19 protein-coding genes are annotated in these 15,759 nt (G+C 42.9%); 10 read left to right on the top strand and 9 right to left on the bottom strand.

What is annotated here, in order from left to right:
- Positions 1 to 41 precede the first annotated feature (41 nt).
- Positions 42 to 911, bottom strand: coding sequence for a DUF1028 domain-containing protein (locus tag H513_RS0110040; protein WP_026800628.1), 870 nt, complete (start codon positions 909 to 911; stop codon positions 42 to 44).
- Between the two features lie 120 nt (positions 912 to 1,031).
- Positions 1,032 to 2,681: a BCCT family transporter gene (locus tag H513_RS0110035; protein ID WP_026800627.1), complete on the bottom strand. Its 1,650-nt coding sequence runs from the start codon at positions 2,679 to 2,681 to the stop codon at positions 1,032 to 1,034.
- 132 nt (positions 2,682 to 2,813) lie between these two features.
- Between H513_RS0110035 and H513_RS0110030 the strand changes: the two genes are divergently transcribed.
- The 5 genes from H513_RS0110030 (at position 2,814) to H513_RS0110010 (ending at position 5,741) form a co-directional block, all read left to right on the top strand.
- Positions 2,814 to 3,392 carry a YgjP-like metallopeptidase domain-containing protein gene (locus H513_RS0110030; RefSeq protein ID WP_026800626.1) on the top strand — a complete coding sequence of 193 codons (579 nt, stop codon included), beginning with the start codon at positions 2,814 to 2,816 and terminating at the stop codon, positions 3,390 to 3,392.
- 136 nt (positions 3,393 to 3,528) lie between these two features.
- Positions 3,529 to 4,020, top strand: coding sequence for a 3D domain-containing protein (locus H513_RS22275; RefSeq protein ID WP_051239870.1), 492 nt, complete (start codon positions 3,529 to 3,531; stop codon positions 4,018 to 4,020).
- 126 nt (positions 4,021 to 4,146) lie between these two features.
- On the top strand, positions 4,147 to 4,554 hold the full coding sequence (locus H513_RS0110020; RefSeq protein WP_026800625.1) for a hypothetical protein: 408 nt from the start codon (positions 4,147 to 4,149) through the stop codon (positions 4,552 to 4,554).
- Positions 4,505 to 5,041: a DUF2512 family protein gene (locus tag H513_RS0110015; protein ID WP_211226513.1), complete on the top strand. Its 537-nt coding sequence runs from the start codon at positions 4,505 to 4,507 to the stop codon at positions 5,039 to 5,041. Before H513_RS0110020 ends, H513_RS0110015 begins: the two co-directional genes overlap by 50 nt.
- A gap of 166 nt (positions 5,042 to 5,207) precedes the next feature.
- The gene (locus tag H513_RS0110010; RefSeq protein WP_026800623.1) at positions 5,208 to 5,741 is read left to right on the top strand and encodes a dihydrofolate reductase family protein; all 534 of its coding nucleotides are present in this window, start codon (positions 5,208 to 5,210) and stop codon (positions 5,739 to 5,741) included.
- An 18-nt stretch (positions 5,742 to 5,759) separates the two neighbouring features.
- Here the strand turns inward: H513_RS0110010 and H513_RS20015 are convergent, their stop codons facing one another.
- Positions 5,760 to 6,311, bottom strand: coding sequence for a tetratricopeptide repeat protein (locus H513_RS20015; protein ID WP_051239868.1), 552 nt, complete (start codon positions 6,309 to 6,311; stop codon positions 5,760 to 5,762).
- A gap of 257 nt (positions 6,312 to 6,568) precedes the next feature.
- Here H513_RS20015 and H513_RS0110000 point away from each other — a divergent pair, with 257 nt between their 5' ends.
- Positions 6,569 to 6,862: a hypothetical protein gene (locus H513_RS0110000; RefSeq protein ID WP_026800622.1), complete on the top strand. Its 294-nt coding sequence runs from the start codon at positions 6,569 to 6,571 to the stop codon at positions 6,860 to 6,862.
- 59 nt (positions 6,863 to 6,921) lie between these two features.
- Here the strand turns inward: H513_RS0110000 and H513_RS0109995 are convergent, their stop codons facing one another.
- From H513_RS0109995 to H513_RS0109985, 3 genes are all read right to left on the bottom strand, one after another.
- A complete protein-coding gene (locus tag H513_RS0109995) occupies positions 6,922 to 7,881 on the bottom strand; it encodes an NADP-dependent oxidoreductase (RefSeq protein WP_026800621.1) in 960 nt (319 codons plus the stop codon).
- Positions 7,882 to 8,003: 122 nt separating this feature from the next.
- Positions 8,004 to 8,183: a hypothetical protein gene (locus tag H513_RS0109990; protein WP_026800620.1), complete on the bottom strand. Its 180-nt coding sequence runs from the start codon at positions 8,181 to 8,183 to the stop codon at positions 8,004 to 8,006.
- A gap of 56 nt (positions 8,184 to 8,239) precedes the next feature.
- A complete protein-coding gene (locus H513_RS0109985) occupies positions 8,240 to 9,118 on the bottom strand; it encodes a DMT family transporter (protein ID WP_026800619.1) in 879 nt (292 codons plus the stop codon).
- A 194-nt stretch (positions 9,119 to 9,312) separates the two neighbouring features.
- On the opposite strand from H513_RS0109985, the gene H513_RS0109980 reads away from it, so the two are divergent.
- From H513_RS0109980 to H513_RS0109965, 4 genes are all read left to right on the top strand, one after another.
- Positions 9,313 to 9,975 (top strand): peroxiredoxin, encoded by a 663-nt coding sequence (locus H513_RS0109980; protein ID WP_026800618.1) that lies wholly within the window; start codon positions 9,313 to 9,315, stop codon positions 9,973 to 9,975.
- 187 nt (positions 9,976 to 10,162) lie between these two features.
- Positions 10,163 to 10,474, top strand: a complete 312-nt coding sequence (locus tag H513_RS0109975) for a spore morphogenesis/germination protein YwcE (RefSeq protein WP_026800617.1) — start codon at positions 10,163 to 10,165, stop codon at positions 10,472 to 10,474.
- Positions 10,475 to 10,604: 130 nt separating this feature from the next.
- Positions 10,605 to 11,597, top strand: a complete 993-nt coding sequence (locus tag H513_RS0109970) for an LLM class flavin-dependent oxidoreductase (protein ID WP_026800616.1) — start codon at positions 10,605 to 10,607, stop codon at positions 11,595 to 11,597.
- A gap of 114 nt (positions 11,598 to 11,711) precedes the next feature.
- Positions 11,712 to 12,008 carry a spore morphogenesis/germination protein YwcE gene (locus tag H513_RS0109965; RefSeq protein ID WP_026800615.1) on the top strand — a complete coding sequence of 99 codons (297 nt, stop codon included), beginning with the start codon at positions 11,712 to 11,714 and terminating at the stop codon, positions 12,006 to 12,008.
- A 43-nt stretch (positions 12,009 to 12,051) separates the two neighbouring features.
- Here the strand turns inward: H513_RS0109965 and galT are convergent, their stop codons facing one another.
- The 3 genes from galT to H513_RS0109950 are packed head-to-tail and all read right to left on the bottom strand — an operon-like array spanning position 12,052 to position 15,742.
- The gene (galT, locus tag H513_RS0109960; protein WP_026800614.1) at positions 12,052 to 13,563 is read right to left on the bottom strand and encodes a UDP-glucose--hexose-1-phosphate uridylyltransferase; all 1,512 of its coding nucleotides are present in this window, start codon (positions 13,561 to 13,563) and stop codon (positions 12,052 to 12,054) included.
- A gap of 16 nt (positions 13,564 to 13,579) precedes the next feature.
- Positions 13,580 to 14,572 carry a UDP-glucose 4-epimerase GalE gene (galE, locus tag H513_RS0109955; RefSeq protein ID WP_026800613.1) on the bottom strand — a complete coding sequence of 331 codons (993 nt, stop codon included), beginning with the start codon at positions 14,570 to 14,572 and terminating at the stop codon, positions 13,580 to 13,582.
- Between the two features lie 12 nt (positions 14,573 to 14,584).
- On the bottom strand, positions 14,585 to 15,742 hold the full coding sequence (locus tag H513_RS0109950; protein ID WP_026800612.1) for a galactokinase: 1,158 nt from the start codon (positions 15,740 to 15,742) through the stop codon (positions 14,585 to 14,587).
- Between the last annotated feature and the right edge of the window lie 17 nt (positions 15,743 to 15,759).

The raw sequence follows: 15,759 nt of genomic DNA, 5'->3' as shown, positions 1-15,759 counted from the left end.
AGAAGACATCCTTCGATAAAGAATGCCTTCTGGATTTCAATCTATCTTGTTTTCATAAATTCGAGTACATGAGCATCAATTAGGCCGTCTGGTTGGGCTCTGCCTTCGAAGTTTTCTGTGTTGATAAATGTAGTCAACGACTTATTCAGAATTGTGTCTGATATGTTGGTTGTTGGAATGTATCCTAACCGTTTAAGATGGCGCTTCATCTCTTCCTTCGTCGTGCCTTCTATCGTTAGGATATCTTGTTCATTAGATTCCCCGAAATACAGCTGATGAAGCCTATAAATGCGTTTTAATTCTTGAATTGGTTCAGTGTGATCGTCTACACGTAAATCAACAAGACGATCTGTGAGCCCATCGTAGCCACCACCTTCTTTCACTACGAGGATTGCTGCAGACTGCATGCCACGCTTATCTCCACCTGCAGATTGCCCGCTTTCAAGCGATGATAAGAGCCTTTCTGACAAAGAACCTTCAGTCTTCTCGAAGGTTTCTGCCATAGATGTGACTGTCTCTTCGCTAACCAACAAATTCCCTTGAACAGCGTATCCATTGCCAGTTATCCCACCGGCCCATTCATAGCAATCTTCCCCTGTATAAGTAGCTGCATTCCCGGAAGCATCTACAATCCCTACTTGTCTCCATGCTTCGTCCTCATCTTCTCTCGTTAAATGATGCACGGTAGCTCCAGGACTCATCCCTTCTTTCAATAGACGGAGTCCTTCTGGCCCGTAGGTTGGATTCGCAAGCGATTGTGTGGCAACCGCTCCAACACCTGCTTCTGCGTATGGAACAATCCCACCAACCCCTAAGAATTTAGATTGTACTGCAACTCCCAATTCTTCACTCTCAGGGTCATATGCAACGATTGAAAATGTTGAAACAAGCTTCTCTCCCATTTCACTCACTCCTTATGTACGTTCGTAAAGATAAAAGATGCGACCCAGTTATACGTTGGTCGCATCAAATTGTAGGGGTATATGCCTTTCAACACATTCTTTCCCTCTTAACGATTTCAACAAACCATGTTAGTCGTCTTTCTCGTTATCAACATGTGTCTCGTCTGGTCCCTTTTTCTTTTTCTTACGCCACTTTCTTCGTTTCCGTTTCTCCTTCACTTTGTCGTAATCCACATAGATTGATTTAGGCTCAGCTTCTCCAGCTGTCTCAATATCCATTGTAGAAGCTTTCATAAAGGACATGGCGAGCAGCAACATAATAAATAAGAGCGGGAATCCACCTACGATACTCGCCGTTTGTAACACTTTCAATCCCCCGAGGAACATAAGGACAAGAGGCATTAAACAAAGCGCGAACGCCCAGAACAGTCTATTCCATTTCAGAGGTTCGCCTTCCACCGATTTCTGAACAACAGAAGCAAGGATATAGGAACTAGAATCAAACGTGGTTGCTAAGAAGATAATTGATAATACGGTGAAAATGAGCACCATGATAAATGATAAAGGAAGCGTCGCCACTACATCTATTATGGCTTTGGCCGGCTCTGAATTGTTTAACACACCGATGACATCAAACTGATCTGTCAACTGTAGGTGTAAGCCATAGTTTCCAAGCGCCCCGAAGAACAATAAACTCCCCGTAGAACCGTAGACAATAGTCCCAAGCACCATTTGCTTAATTGTTCTCCCTCTTGAAATCTTAGCAACGAATAAACCAACGAATGGAGCATACACAAGCCACCACGCCCAGTAGAACACGGTCCATGTCTCTGGGAAACCAGTTTGTGCGAATGGCCCCATTTCACCGTAAGGCTCTGTCCACGTACTCATACGGAAGAAATTATCAAGCATCAGACCAAAGCTTGAGAACGTTGTTTCTAACAAGAAGCGAGTGGGTCCAAAGACAAAGATAAAGGCCACAAGGAAAATAGAGAGCCACAGGTTAATATCACTCAGCACTTTAATTCCTTTATTCAATCCAGCAAACGCACTGACTGCAAAGATTACGGTCGTAAATAATAACACGACTGTCTTTAACAGTAAGGTTACTTCAAAGCCAAATAAGTTGCTGAATCCATACGCAATCATAGGTGTTCCGAGAGCTAATGTTGTGGCTGCCCCACCGATTAAACCGAACATAAATAGAATATCAATTAAATTCCCGACTCCTGTATCTGCATATTTACCAATCACTGGTCTTGTCGCTTCACTAATCTTCAAGATTGGGGTTTTTCTCACATAGTAGAAATACGCCATTGGCAAGGCTGGTAGTGAGTAAATCGCCCAAGCAATGGGACCCCAGTGAAACAAGCCATACGTACTACTCCATTGAATGGCTGCTTGAGTACCAGGTTCAATGCCAAACGGGGGTGCTTGATAATAATACGCCCACTCTATCGTAGCCCAGTACAAAATACTAGACCCGATTCCAGCACAGAAGATCATACCCGCCCAAGAGAAGTTGTTGAATTCTGGTTGTTCATGCTCGTCCCCTAGCTTGATTTTCCCATTTTCACTAAACGCGACATAAATCAAAAAGAAGAGGACAGCGAGTCCCATAATGAGGTACAAGACTCCAAAATTTGAAGTCATAAAGGCATTTGCCAAGTCTACAACACGTGCTCCAGACTCTGGGAATAGAACAAGGGGGATTGTAACACCTAACAATAGGATGAGTGCCCCGATAAAGGTGGGCCAATCTATAATTTTAAAGTTCATCGTCCATTTCCTTCCTTCGTATAGGTTGTTTCATATAGCTTCTGCTAGCCACATGCATTTATTCTAAGGAAGTCTTTAATTTGTACGTCTACAGCAAATTTAGGTACGATAGGAAGGAAAGGAGAATGTTGGATGCCAATCTTTTACGATCAAGGGGAACCCATTTATTATTCACTCCGCTATCAGGATGAAGGGAAGCCTTCCATACATTACGATGCCTATAAGGGGATTGTTGTAACTGCTCCTCGAGGTATGGGGCAGGAACGGATACACTTATGGGTAGTCGGGCAAAGTGCCACGATAGCGGATCATTACCGTACACTTCGAGAGAATGCCAACGTATTTCAAGACAATAAAGTTATGTATAAAGGACGTAACTATACGATAGAGCCACTTTCTTCCGAGCAATCGAAGGGAGAGATCCGATTCCAGAAAGGTAAATTTCACTTCTATTCTAAGGATGGTGAAGTGACTTGGGATAAAGTGAAGCCATTCTTAAAGAGCTGGTTCATTACGAAAGGCGAAGAAACCTTGCGCTCTATCCTTCCTAAAGAAGCACATAGCTATGTGAAGATGAGCGAACATCGCAGCTCGCTCATCCACCAGACTCAGTCTGGAATGATTTGGGTCAATTGGCGAGTTCTCGCCTTTTCAAACAAATCCATTGAACAACTACTTACCCCTGTGTTACCTTCAAACAAGTCAAATTAGATCGCCTCATACAAACCGTTCATCGACATTCCGAGTGAACAACTTGTAAGGCAACTGTAATCAGAGTGTAACGGCCATGAGATTCATGCCTGTTATACTCTGTTTTTGTATCCATCATGACGAGGAGGATGAACACATGAAGAAACTTTCATTCGCAATTATTAGCTTTATTCTTACTCTTTCTGTAATCCCTCAATTAACGGAAGCTAGTGAGGCTGACTCTCTTGACCCGACCATTTCTTCCGAGCTTACAAATAAAGAATTAACGCTGACGACTAAATCAGGAAATTTAGAACGGTTTGTCGAGACCATTGGAGAGCATAAAGTGGAACGGACTTTGTCCGTGGAAGCAACGGCCTACACGGCACATTGTGAAGGATGTAGCGGAATTACGAAGACGGGTATTAACCTTCTTCAGAACCCAGACAAAAAAGTGATCGCCGTAGACCCTGAAGTAATCCCATTAGGTACTAAGGTATGGGTAGAAGGCTATGGAGTTGCGATAGCAGGAGATATTGGCGGTGCTATTGAAGGGAACCGTATCGATGTATTTATTCAAAGCGAAGATGAAGCGTTTCGATTTGGACGCCGAGATGACGTTGAAATAAAATTATTATCCGATGCGTAAGCCAAGACTGTAGGTCTCATCTAGGATGAGGCCTTTTTTTCGTTCAATCCTTCCGGAAAGTTTGTTTAAATTGACCCGTTCTTGTAGAAAATAAGCCTACTACCTACTGAGAAAGGAATGGCATCAATGAACAAACATCCATTTAAACCTACCTCGGTTCATGAAAACGTATGGCATCAAACTCCAACACAACAGTATTTATATTGGTCTCATAACACCTCAAGTGAAGTCGTAATTCAGTTAGCTGAATGCCATGATGAGCTTCATTTGATGACCGTTACAGAAGCGGTGCTTCCTAAACGCTTTATTGCCATACAAAAACAACCACAAACAACATCTGAGATTATCGTCGATGAAGATGGAGATGTAGAACTGTTTCTTGACCCTTCCATCCCTCATGAACAAATAGAAGAACTCAAGCTTTTGGAGTGTTACGTATCTTCCTTTGGACAACTTACTCAACATGTTTCCTATCGTACAATCCATGAAAAGAAACAAGCGCTTGCTTCGATTGGCGTTGCCCATGAAGCATAAACACGGAGCACTCTTTACTCATAGCATGGCACTATTATTAAAGCTTTCGATTGTCATTACAGCAGTATTTCCACTCTATGCTGCATTAACCGGCGCATCACTAATTAATATATTTCTCATAACCCTCCTCCTCACAGTGGTTACCTATCCGTTATTTGACATTTTCGTGTTGAAACGGTTTGGCATTGTTCTCGCTACCTTATTAGAAGCCATCACATCGTTCCTTGTCCTCTTTGCATTTGGAGTTACGCTTTATGGATTTGCTCTTGATACAGTCAATATGGCACTAGGTGCAACCTTTTTCATTGTCGTATTCGAAATTTACTTCCATATTTATATGGAGAATCAGGTGTTACACCTAGGTGAACATGTGTATGACCGAAAACGCCAACTGCTCGTTCCGAAGAAACTTCGTATGGAAAGCTCAGAAGAGTTATTCCCAGAAGAATTTAAGAAGCGGACACGAGAAAAGAAAGATCAAGATTGATTCATGCGTAAGACCAATAAGGAAAAGTCCAATGTCTGACCGACGATGGGCTTTTCCTTTATACAGTGCAGGAAAGGGCTAAGGTAGTAGAAGATTTCAAAAGATATCAGTTGTATAAGAACAAATGTTCGTGTATGATTATTAGGGAGAAGATAGGAGAGATGATATGAGAAAAACGGTCTTATACATAGCTATGAGTATAGATGGATACATCGCCAAAGAAGACGGCAGTGTCGGTTGGCTCGAGAAGGTCAATGGTAAAGGAGATAATGGCTTCTCATCATTCATTGAGACAGTTGACACCGTCCTCCTCGGAAGTAAAACGTATGACCAAGTATTAGGGTTTGATGTGCCTTTCCCTTACGAAGAACAACAATGCTTTGTATTCTCAAGAAAGCGTAGCGGGCAAGATGAGTACGTTAAATTTATTAACGAAGACCCAACTGAATTTGTGCAAGAATTAAAGGAGCATCACCAAGGAAAGAAAATATGGCTTGTTGGTGGCAGTGAACTGATTCAGACATTCTTAAACCATAACTTAATTGATGAGTTTAAGATAGCCGTCATCCCTACATTGTTAGGCAAAGGCATTCCGCTATTTAAATCTCATGAGTTAGTTACTCAACTCTCACTAGAAGCAGTAGAAGAATATAACGACATCGTAATGCTCCATTATAAGAATGAAAGCTCACTCCCTTAAAGAGGAGCGAGCTTCTTCTTAAACGGTAGCGGCCTTGCATTGTGATAAAGCATATTCTGTTGACTGAAGAAGCTTCTCATCGCCCTTCACTTGACGAATTACATATGCTTTCATAAAGAAATCAATGGCCTCACGGTAAGCCCCTTGCTCGAAATAACACTTGCCAAGGTGTTGGTATACAAAGTCTCGATACGTCTCAAGTTCAGTTCTTCCATCCACTTCAGACAGAAGCTGCTGAAGACAAGCAATGGCTTGATCGTATTGCCCCTTCCATTGATAGGTCACCGCTAATCTTAAACTCGATACGAAGATTTGATTGTAATCATCCAACTCTTTATAAAGGTTAATACTTTGGAGTAAGTATTGCTCACTGACGCTGACGTCACCTAAAATTCTTGAGTAGACCCCAATCCAACTACACCACTTTGCCTTTGTACGTTTCTCTACAAGATCATTGTGGAGAAGATCAATCAAGTAATTGGTTCCTTTCAGCATATCATCTGCATTTACAGGCACTTCTCTCAACTGCTTCCCATACACATATTCCATATTAAACGGAAGTGTTTCCATGCCCACTTCATCCCCTACTCCTTTAGATTAATGTATGTATATGTAGGTGAAACCCATACATTCGTTCCTAACACTAAATTAACAGAATATTCAAAACTAAATAGGCAAGCTTAGCCACACCCTACCACTTTACTTACTATATTCGATGAAGAAATCGCTTGTCCTTCTTATAAATGGTACGACTCCTATGAAATCTTTGTACGTAATACAATCTATGATATAGTGTAAAAGGACTTTGTGAGAGGAGAATTCAGATTATGATTCCAATCCTTCTAGGATTCTTTCTTCTAATAACAGGATATCTACTCGGTGGACTAAAAAAACTATCCATCATCCCAGGATATAAAGAGGAATACTTTCATGCGGACAAGGAAATGTTCGGCGTACTATCAGGTGCAGCCCTATTCTTTGTAGCGCTCCTAACCTTTACGCTTCCCTATGCTTACCAAACATTCGGTATGTCTGCATATGTACTATATGGTGTGATCGTAGTCTTATGTATCGGTGGAATAATTGGCTACGTCCGAACCATTCAGAAGATGAATATGTAAGAGAACGAAAAGAACGCTCATCCTTCACACGAAGCTTGAGCGTTCTTACGTTACCAACTCTATGAGTTAGATTTTGAAGATAAGACAATCTTACCTTTCGTTCTCCCTTGTTCACTATGCGCGTGCGCCTCTTTTACGCCTTCTAGCGTAAGGGGATAGATAGTATCCACAACCGCTCGAATTTTCCCTTCTTCTACTAGCGGTGTAATGTCATCTAGCTGTTTGCCATTTGGATCCGTGAATTCGAAATAGGTCTTAATTTCTTTCTCATCGGCAGTCTCATTTCGAGGAACAATTGTATTCGGTCCCCCTGCAATTGTAACAAGCCTGCCATAGTGAGTGAGTACCTCATAACTCTTAAGAAGGACATCCCCACCCAACGTATCAAAGACAACATCCACATCATTTACTACATTCGAGAAGTCTTCTTCATCGTAGTGAATAATCTCATCCGCTCCTAGACCTTTAACAAATTCATGGTTTTTAGCGCTCGTAGTCGTAACGACATACGCACCCATTGCTTTCGCAAATTGAATCGCAAATGTTCCTATCCCTCCTGCGCCAGCATGAATGAGCACTTTCTCTCCTGATTGTAGCTTCGCATGATCGATTAACGCTTGAATTGTCGTCAATCCAACGAGAGGAAAGGAGGCTGCTTCTTCAAATGTAGAGGTAGATGGCTTCTTGCTTACTAAGTATTCTTCTAGGATCATCTCATCAGCATAGCTACCGTGCTTCATTAAATCAGGTCGACTATAAATGTAATCACCAACTTTGAACTTCGATACGCTAGAGCCAACTTCCTTTACGATTCCAGCAACGTCCCACCCAAGTATTAATGGTAATTCATAGTTGATATCTTCCTTTAGATACCCTTCTCTTAACTTCCAGTCAACCGGATTCACAGCTGCTGCCTTAATCATAATTTTGACTTCATTGCTTTCTAATTCGCGGTCAGGCAATTGTATACGAGACAAATTTTCTTTGCCTCCGTATTCATAAATTCCAATTCCTTTCACATTCATCACTCCTTCTGACCCCAGTGTACGACTTCCCCATTTCACTGCCTAGTACGCACTTTTATGTAACCATGAAGGATTAAAAAAAGACATAGCGGCTATTCAGCACTATGTCTTAACATTTATTTTCGATCAAATGCTTTGTTTAAAGCATCAGCAGATTTATCAACCGTATTCATCGCTACGCTTTCAGTTGCTTCTGCTGCAGCTTGAACGTTATCAAACGCTGTATCTGCAGTATCCTTAATCGTTTTCGCTGTTGCCGTTACCGCTTCTTGAGCTCTATTACGTTTTTTAGCCATCTATTGTACACCCCCATTCGTCTTTATCGTTCGATTACCGGCTAGATTTTATACAGTCACTGCCGCTGAACGAGGATGACACCAACTAAGATTAACATCCCGCCTAGAATGGTCGTTAGAACAATACGTTCATGTAAGATTAATACAGCGCCTATCAACGTTGCTAGAGGTTCTAGGTAAAGAAATGTGCTAACTTTACTCGCTCTTAGAAGGGTAAGCGCCTTGCCCCAATACCAATAAGCAAGTGCAGACACAAAGACTCCTAAAAATAGCAAATGGCTCCACCCGCTCCCTGATAGTTGGACGAGTTGAGTCCACCCTTTAAATTTCACGAACAACGGGAGCGTCATGAAGAATCCGAATAAACTTATGTAAAACGTCGTTAGTAGTGGAGGATATGGGAGCGATAATCCTCTTAGAAGCAAGGTATACACCGCCCAATTGAGCGTGGAAGCAATCATGAACACGTAGCCCCATTGCCAATGTCCAACAACAGCGGAGACATCCCCATTTGTCGTTAGAACTACAATCCCAAACGCTGCGATTGTCATTCCAATTACATACCACCCTTTAAATCGTTCATGAAGAAAGAGTACAGACAATAGTGCTGTAAAGATTGGAGAGAGCGAGATGAGCCACCCTGCCTCTGAGGCTTGGATGGTCAATAAGGAGAAGGCTTGGAGCATTTGATGAACAAATACCCCAAGAACAGCCAACACAAGTAGATTAGGAATTGTACGTAGGCTGAATGCCCACCGAACCCTTGTCCCCATTATGATCATGAATAAGAAGAATGCCCCAATTCCAAATCGTGTTGAAAGGAGCGTAAATGCACCAACCTCTTGTAGCACAGCCTTTGTTGAAACAAAGGAAATCCCCCAGAAAGTAATGGACAGGAGGGCATAGCACCCTGCCTGCATCGCTTGCTTCCTCAATTGGCCCCTCTCCTTTCCACTCCATTATTGAAGTGTATGAGAGACAAGCCTATTACATGAAGCACCGTTTTTCTTTAAGATGTATGAATTGAAAAAAAGTACCATATTTATGATTAAATCTTTTGAAAATTTCGCCACCGTGTTGTATGCTTAATTCGTAAACGATAATACATAGTAAAAAGGGAGGAATACTAATGGAACAAAATTCAAACCAACAAGAAGAGCGCACCTATCTACCTCGTATTGGTGATGTGGCGCCTCAATTTACAGCAGCAACAAGTCAAGGAACGGTAAATCTTAGCGATTATTCAGGTAAATGGGTCGTTCTATTCTCTCACCCTTCTGATTTCACACCAGTCTGCACAACAGAATTTGTCGCGTTCCAAGAAATCTATCCGGAATTGCGTGAACTAAATACAGAATTGCTTGGACTAAGCATTGATAGCGTAAACTCCCATATTGCTTGGATTCGGAGTATTGAAGAGAACTTTAACACAACCATTGAATTCCCTGTCATTGCGGATCTCGATAAAGGTGTGGCGAAGAAATATGGCATGATTATGCCGAACGAGAGTCAAGTTGAAACTTCACGTGCGGTATTTGTCATTGACGATAAGCAGTACGTTCGTTCTATTATCTATTACCCGCTTACGACTGGTCGTAACATGCAAGAAATTCTTCGTCTCGTGAAAGCTCTTCAGAAAACGGATGAGAAATCTGTTTCTACTCCAGCGAACTGGAACCCTGGTGATAAGGCCGTTGTAGCTCCTCCTAAAACACAAGAGGCTGCTGCAAATCGCGCGAACGAAGAAGGAATTGAGTACATCGACTGGTACATCTCTAAGAAAGACGTTTAAGGAAACCGTCAGTTCGCCCTCCCTCTTAGGGGAGGGCTTTTTTTATTTCATACTAGAACAGATTGCCCATTTTAATATAAGCGTTTTCATTTTTCAGAAAACGTGGTATAGTATAGATAAGTTCACAAAGTCGTCACAATTTAGACAGTTTTGCGTCACAAATTAAACTTTACAAGGGGTGAGATTCATGGATGTGTTGTTGGTGTATATGATGTTAGCTAGTGTAACGCCGTTGTTCTTGTGGATTGAACACCGTAAAATGGCCCTTATTCAACTTCCTCTATTGATTGGGATGTGGGGATTCTTCATTGTAGAATTTGCTGCTTTTCAGGTGACAGGTGTGACTTATGCGTTCCTGCTATCCGTATTCATCCTCAACGTAGCATACGCTCATGTCGCTCTCTACCTTGTTCTATTCCATAATCAGCTCGTCCGAAAGCGTATGAGCGCTGTACAGAGCGTCGTCATCACAAAGAACAACCAAAATCAATCGATCTAAACCAGAACGCCCCCTCTCTCACGAGAAGGGGGCTTTTGTGTGCGTTACGAAGGAAGACCTTTCTCCTTCTGTGGTATGATAATCGTACTCAATTTAAACTAGAATCTTCTACGAGAAAGGGGACACCTTCATGAGACTCGGTATACTTGACCAATCTCCCATCCCAAAAGGAGCCGCTCCAGAACAGGCTTTGAACCAAACGTTAGAGCTCGCCCAATATGCAGAATCATTAGGATACGAACGCTATTGGGTAGCTGAACACCACAATACAAACGGACTAGCAGGGTCTTCTCCAGAAATTCTTATGACACGAATTGCATCTGCAACGTCAACCATTCGGGTTGGTTCTGGAGGGGTACTCCTGCCACAGTATAGCCCTCTTAAAGTCGCAGAGAACTTTAAAGTGTTAGAGGCGTTTTTCCCAAATCGTATTGATTTAGGACTGGGGCGTTCCCCTGGAGGGTCCCAGCAAACCCGGATGGCATTAACCGATGGAGCGTCAAAAACGTTAAGTGCATTTTCTCGCCAAGTGAAAGAATTGCATGGTTACTTATATGATACACTGCCTGATGACCACGCGTACAAGGGTGTACTCGCGACGCCTCGCACATCATCGAACCCTGAAACATGGATTCTCGGCTTGTCAGAACGCGGGGCGAAGCATGCAGCCATTAATGGAACAGGCTTTACATTTGGACACTTTATAAGTCCAGATAAGGCCGATGAGGCTATCTCTACCTATTTAGATCGGTTCAAGCCCTCCCCTGGGCGAAGTGAACCAGCCATTAATGCCTGTGTATTTGTTGTTTGCGCTGAAACACAAGAAGAAGCAGAAAGGCTTGCTCAAAGCCAAGATATGTGGCTGCTTCAAGTTGAGAAGAATGAAGATACGACTGTCCCTTCAGTCGAAGAGGTAGAAGCTCATTCATTTACAGAGCGAGAAATTGAAAAGATTAAACGCAATCGTCGTCGAACCATTGTCGGGACACCTGCGCATGTGAAAGAACAGCTCACTTTATTGTCTGAACGCTACCAAACTGATGAGTTCCTCCTGATTACCAATATATATGACCAGGAAGCTCGCAAAACGTCCTATCGATTACTAGCAGAGCATCTTCTATAGAATTTGAACCACTTTGCATGATTAATCTCTCTCCTTCTGTGGTAAATGTTCTATAAGACAACAACTAGAACCATATCGGAAAGCGTCGTCGTTTTCGTGAAGGAGTGAAATAAAATGGACATTCTTGCAGTTTATCTAATTTTAGCTAGTGTAACACCTTTATTCTTATGGAAGAGTTACCCTAAATCCGCATTAGGACATATTCCGTTTATCGGAGCCATGTGGGCGTACTATATTATTGTGTATACAAGTGTAAGTGCACCGCCGTTTCTATCAGGATTGTTGCTCACGATGTTTATTATTAGCTTGGTATACGCACACGTGGGGATTTATATGGTCCTCATCCATGATCCATTTGTCCGTAAACGGCTTAGAAGTAACCCTGATATTTATGAGAACCGCTATCATTAATAGAAAAGCCAGACCCTGTTGGGTCTGGCTTTCATTATGGGAACTATAGATGGTTTACAAAGTTGCGGAAAGCCGCTTGACCTTGTTCATCTTGCTTAAATACACCTGCATGCTCAAGTACTGTTGCAAAGGTCTTCCCTATCTCTTCTTGAAGAATTGTCATAACCGTATTCTCATCAAACGATTGATGTTCAGCAATGTCCAATGCCCAAGGGATGTGCTTCTTAATACGATCATCATCGTATCCTTCAGCTTGTAACGTACCTTGGATCATATGGTGAGAAAGCACTTTCATTTCCTCTACAAGACGTCCAGGTAATACAGCTAGACCCATCACTTCAATTAATCCGATATTTTCTTTCTTTATATGGTGAACTTCTTCGTGTGGATGGAAGATTCCCATTGGGTGTTCTTCACTAGTACGGTTGTTCCGAAGGACAAGGTCCATTTCGAAAGCGCCATCCCGCATTCTAGCAATAGGAGTAATCGTATTATGACGTTCTCCGTTCGTATGAGCAAATACGCCAACCGTTTCATCGCTATAGTCAATCCAACTCTGCAGAATGTGCTCGGCTAATTGTGTTAGGCGTGAGCGGTCTCGTGATTTCAAACGAATGACCGACATCGGCCAACGAACAAGTCCTACCTCTACATCCTCATAACCCTTAACCTGCATTTTCTCTTGAATTGGAGCCTTGGCCATCGGAAAGTCATGATGTCCACCTTGGAAGTGATCGTGACTCAGAATAGAACCACCTACGATTGGCAAATCAGCATTCGACCCAACGAAATAGTGCGGAAACTGCTCAACAAAATGCAATAAGCGAGCAAAGCCGGCCTTTGATATTTCCATCGGTTCATGTTGTTGAGACAAGATGATTGCATGCTCGTTATAGTAGACATAAGGTGAATACTGCAAGTACCACTCTGTTCCTTCAAGCTCAACCGGAATGATTCGATGTTGGTCTCGTGCTGGATGATCAAGACGTCCAGCGTATCCTTCATTTTCCTTGCATAGTAAGCATAGAGGGTAGGACGATGACGTGTTCGATTTCGCCGCGGCAATGGCTTTTGGGTCTTTCTCTGGTTTCGATAAGTTAATCGTTATTTCCAAGTCTCCGTATGCAGTCGGGCTGTACCAATGCATATTCTTCGCTATGCGTTCCGTCCGAATGTAATTGGAGTCCTTAGACAGTTCATAAAACCAATCTGTCGAAGCTAACGCCCCTTCTTGTTCATATGTCTCGTAGAATGAGCGAATGATACTACTTGGATAGGGTAGAACAGCGTCCATGATCTTCGCATCGAATAAATCGCGCTCTGTTACGGTATCCTCTTCAATCAACCCATGTTGGACAGCATAATCTAGCATGTCGTGTAAGATGGAGACAGGCGAATCTAGCTCTACTTCTTCAGGGGTTGGAAGTGGTTCGATTCCATCTAAATGAAACAACTTCAGCAGTGCATTACGAGCATAGCGTACGTCCCAAGTAGAGAGCAGTCCTTTGTCTACACTAAATGAGAGCAATCGCTCGATGTGTACATAAATCGTCACCCTTCATCACCTCTCTCTATTCGTTGTCATAACCGTTTGGTTTGGCTTGGAACCAATCCCAGGCTGTTTCAATCATCGTATGCAAATCTGCATATTTCGGATTCCATCCTAGCTCCCTCATCGCTTTCTCACTGGATGCAACAAGTTGAGCCGGGTCTCCAGCACGTCTTGGCGCCACTTCGGCTACAATCTCTTCTCCTGTTACTTCACGAGCAGCATCAATCACTTCCTTAACCGTAAATCCATGACCATTACCCAGATTGTATATCCCACTTTCCTCATCTCGAACCAATTTCTCAATCGCAAGAAGGTGTGCATCGACAAGGTCCGTAACGTGGATATAATCGCGAATACAAGTCCCATCATGAGTTGGATAATCATCTCCGAAGATCATAATCTTCTCGCGTTTCCCTTGTGCAACTTGAAGGATAATTGGAATAAGATGCGTCTCAGGTCGGTGGTCTTCCCCAATGCGTCCTTGTGGGTCCGCTCCAGCTACATTAAAGTAACGCAGTACAACGTAACGTATACCATGTGCCTGCTCCGCCCATTTCAGCATTTTCTCAATCGCAAGCTTCGTCTCCCCATAAGGATTTGTCGGTTCTGTGCGGTCTGTCTCTTGAATGGGTACTTGCTCTGGTTCTCCATAAGTCGCCGCCGTAGAAGAGAATACAATCCGCTTCACATCATGCTCTGCCATTGCCTCAAGTAGGCAAATGGCCCCTGAAACATTGTTGTCGTAATACACTAATGGTTTCTCAACACTTTCCCCCACTAAGGAATCTGCTGCAAAGTGAATAACGGAATGAATGGGATTCTCCTGAAAGACACGATTTACAAATTGGCGGTCACGAAGGTCCCCTTCGTAAAATTTGGCCCTTTCCATCAGAGCGCCACGGTGACCCTTCTGCAAGTTATCAATCACGACTACTTCTTCACCTTTATCTAGCAGCTGGGCAACAGCATGACTCCCCACATATCCTGCTCCTCCGCATACAAGTACACTCATTGTTCATCCTCCTTATAATCGTTTAGCTCCGTCTCCGATCTCTACTGTGTAGAAATCTGCAACCAAACCTGTACGTTCTGTGTATCGTTCACTGACTGCATGAATGAATGCCTCTACTTTCTCATTCGGCACAATGCTTATGGTGCATCCACCAAACCCTGCTCCTGTCATTCTTGAACCAATTGCTCCTTGGTCCCAAGCTGCTTCAACAAGGGCATCTAATTCTTCACCCGTTACTTCATAATCGTCTCGTAACGACTTATGGGATTCGTTCATAAGACGACCAAATCCTTCGATGTCCCCGTTATCCAGATAGTCCACTGCTTGAATAGTCCGTGCATTCTCAGTAATGACATGCTTTGCTCGACGTTTTACGTCTTCACTCTGAATTAGACTTTCATATTGTTGGAATTGCTCTTCTGTTACTTCACCTAGAGACTGAATAGGTAAGCGGTGTTGGAGGTCCTTCACAGCTTCTTCACATTGAGTCCGTCGTTCGTTGTACGCAGAATCTGCTAACCCTCGACGCTTATTTGTATTTGCAATAATTAACGATTCTTTTTTCAGCTTTACAGGCGTGTGTCTGTAATCTAATGTATCACAGTTTAATAGGATTGCATGGTCCTTTTTTCCTTTGCCAATGGCAAACTGGTCCATGATGCCACAGTTCACCCCAACGAATTCATTCTCCGCCTTTTGAGAGAGTTGAATCATGTCGAGTTCTGTTACCTTTAATCCCTCTAGCTCTTTAATCATCACAGCTGTAGCAAGTTCAATTGACGCAGAAGAAGACAGACCTGCTCCATTTGGAATATTTCCATAGAAGGCAACCTCATACCCTGTCTCAACTCGGTGTCCTGCTTGTCGGAACTGTTCAATGACCCCTTTTGGGTAGTTCGCCCAATCATCACTCTCTACGTAGTGCAGGTCATCTATAGTAGCTTCGATTACCCCTTGTTCTTCAAAGTTCATCGAATAGAAGCGAAGGATAGAATCCTTACGTTTCCTCGCCACTGCATACGTCCCAACACTCAATGCACACGGAAAGACATGTCCTCCGTTATAGTCGGTATGTTCTCCAATTAAGTTTACTCGGCCTGGGGCGAAGAAGCTTGCTACTTCTTCCCCTTCACCAAACTTCTCCATAAAGGCTTGTTCTAAAGCTTTCATATTTACCACCTCGGTCT

It is taken from the genome of Pontibacillus halophilus JSM 076056 = DSM 19796 (assembly GCF_000425205.1).
In the GTDB taxonomy this organism is placed as follows: domain Bacteria; phylum Bacillota; class Bacilli; order Bacillales; family BH030062; genus Pontibacillus_A; species Pontibacillus_A halophilus.
Note: the sequence above shows the minus strand (reverse complement) of the source record. Positions and strands in the feature narration are given on the sequence as shown.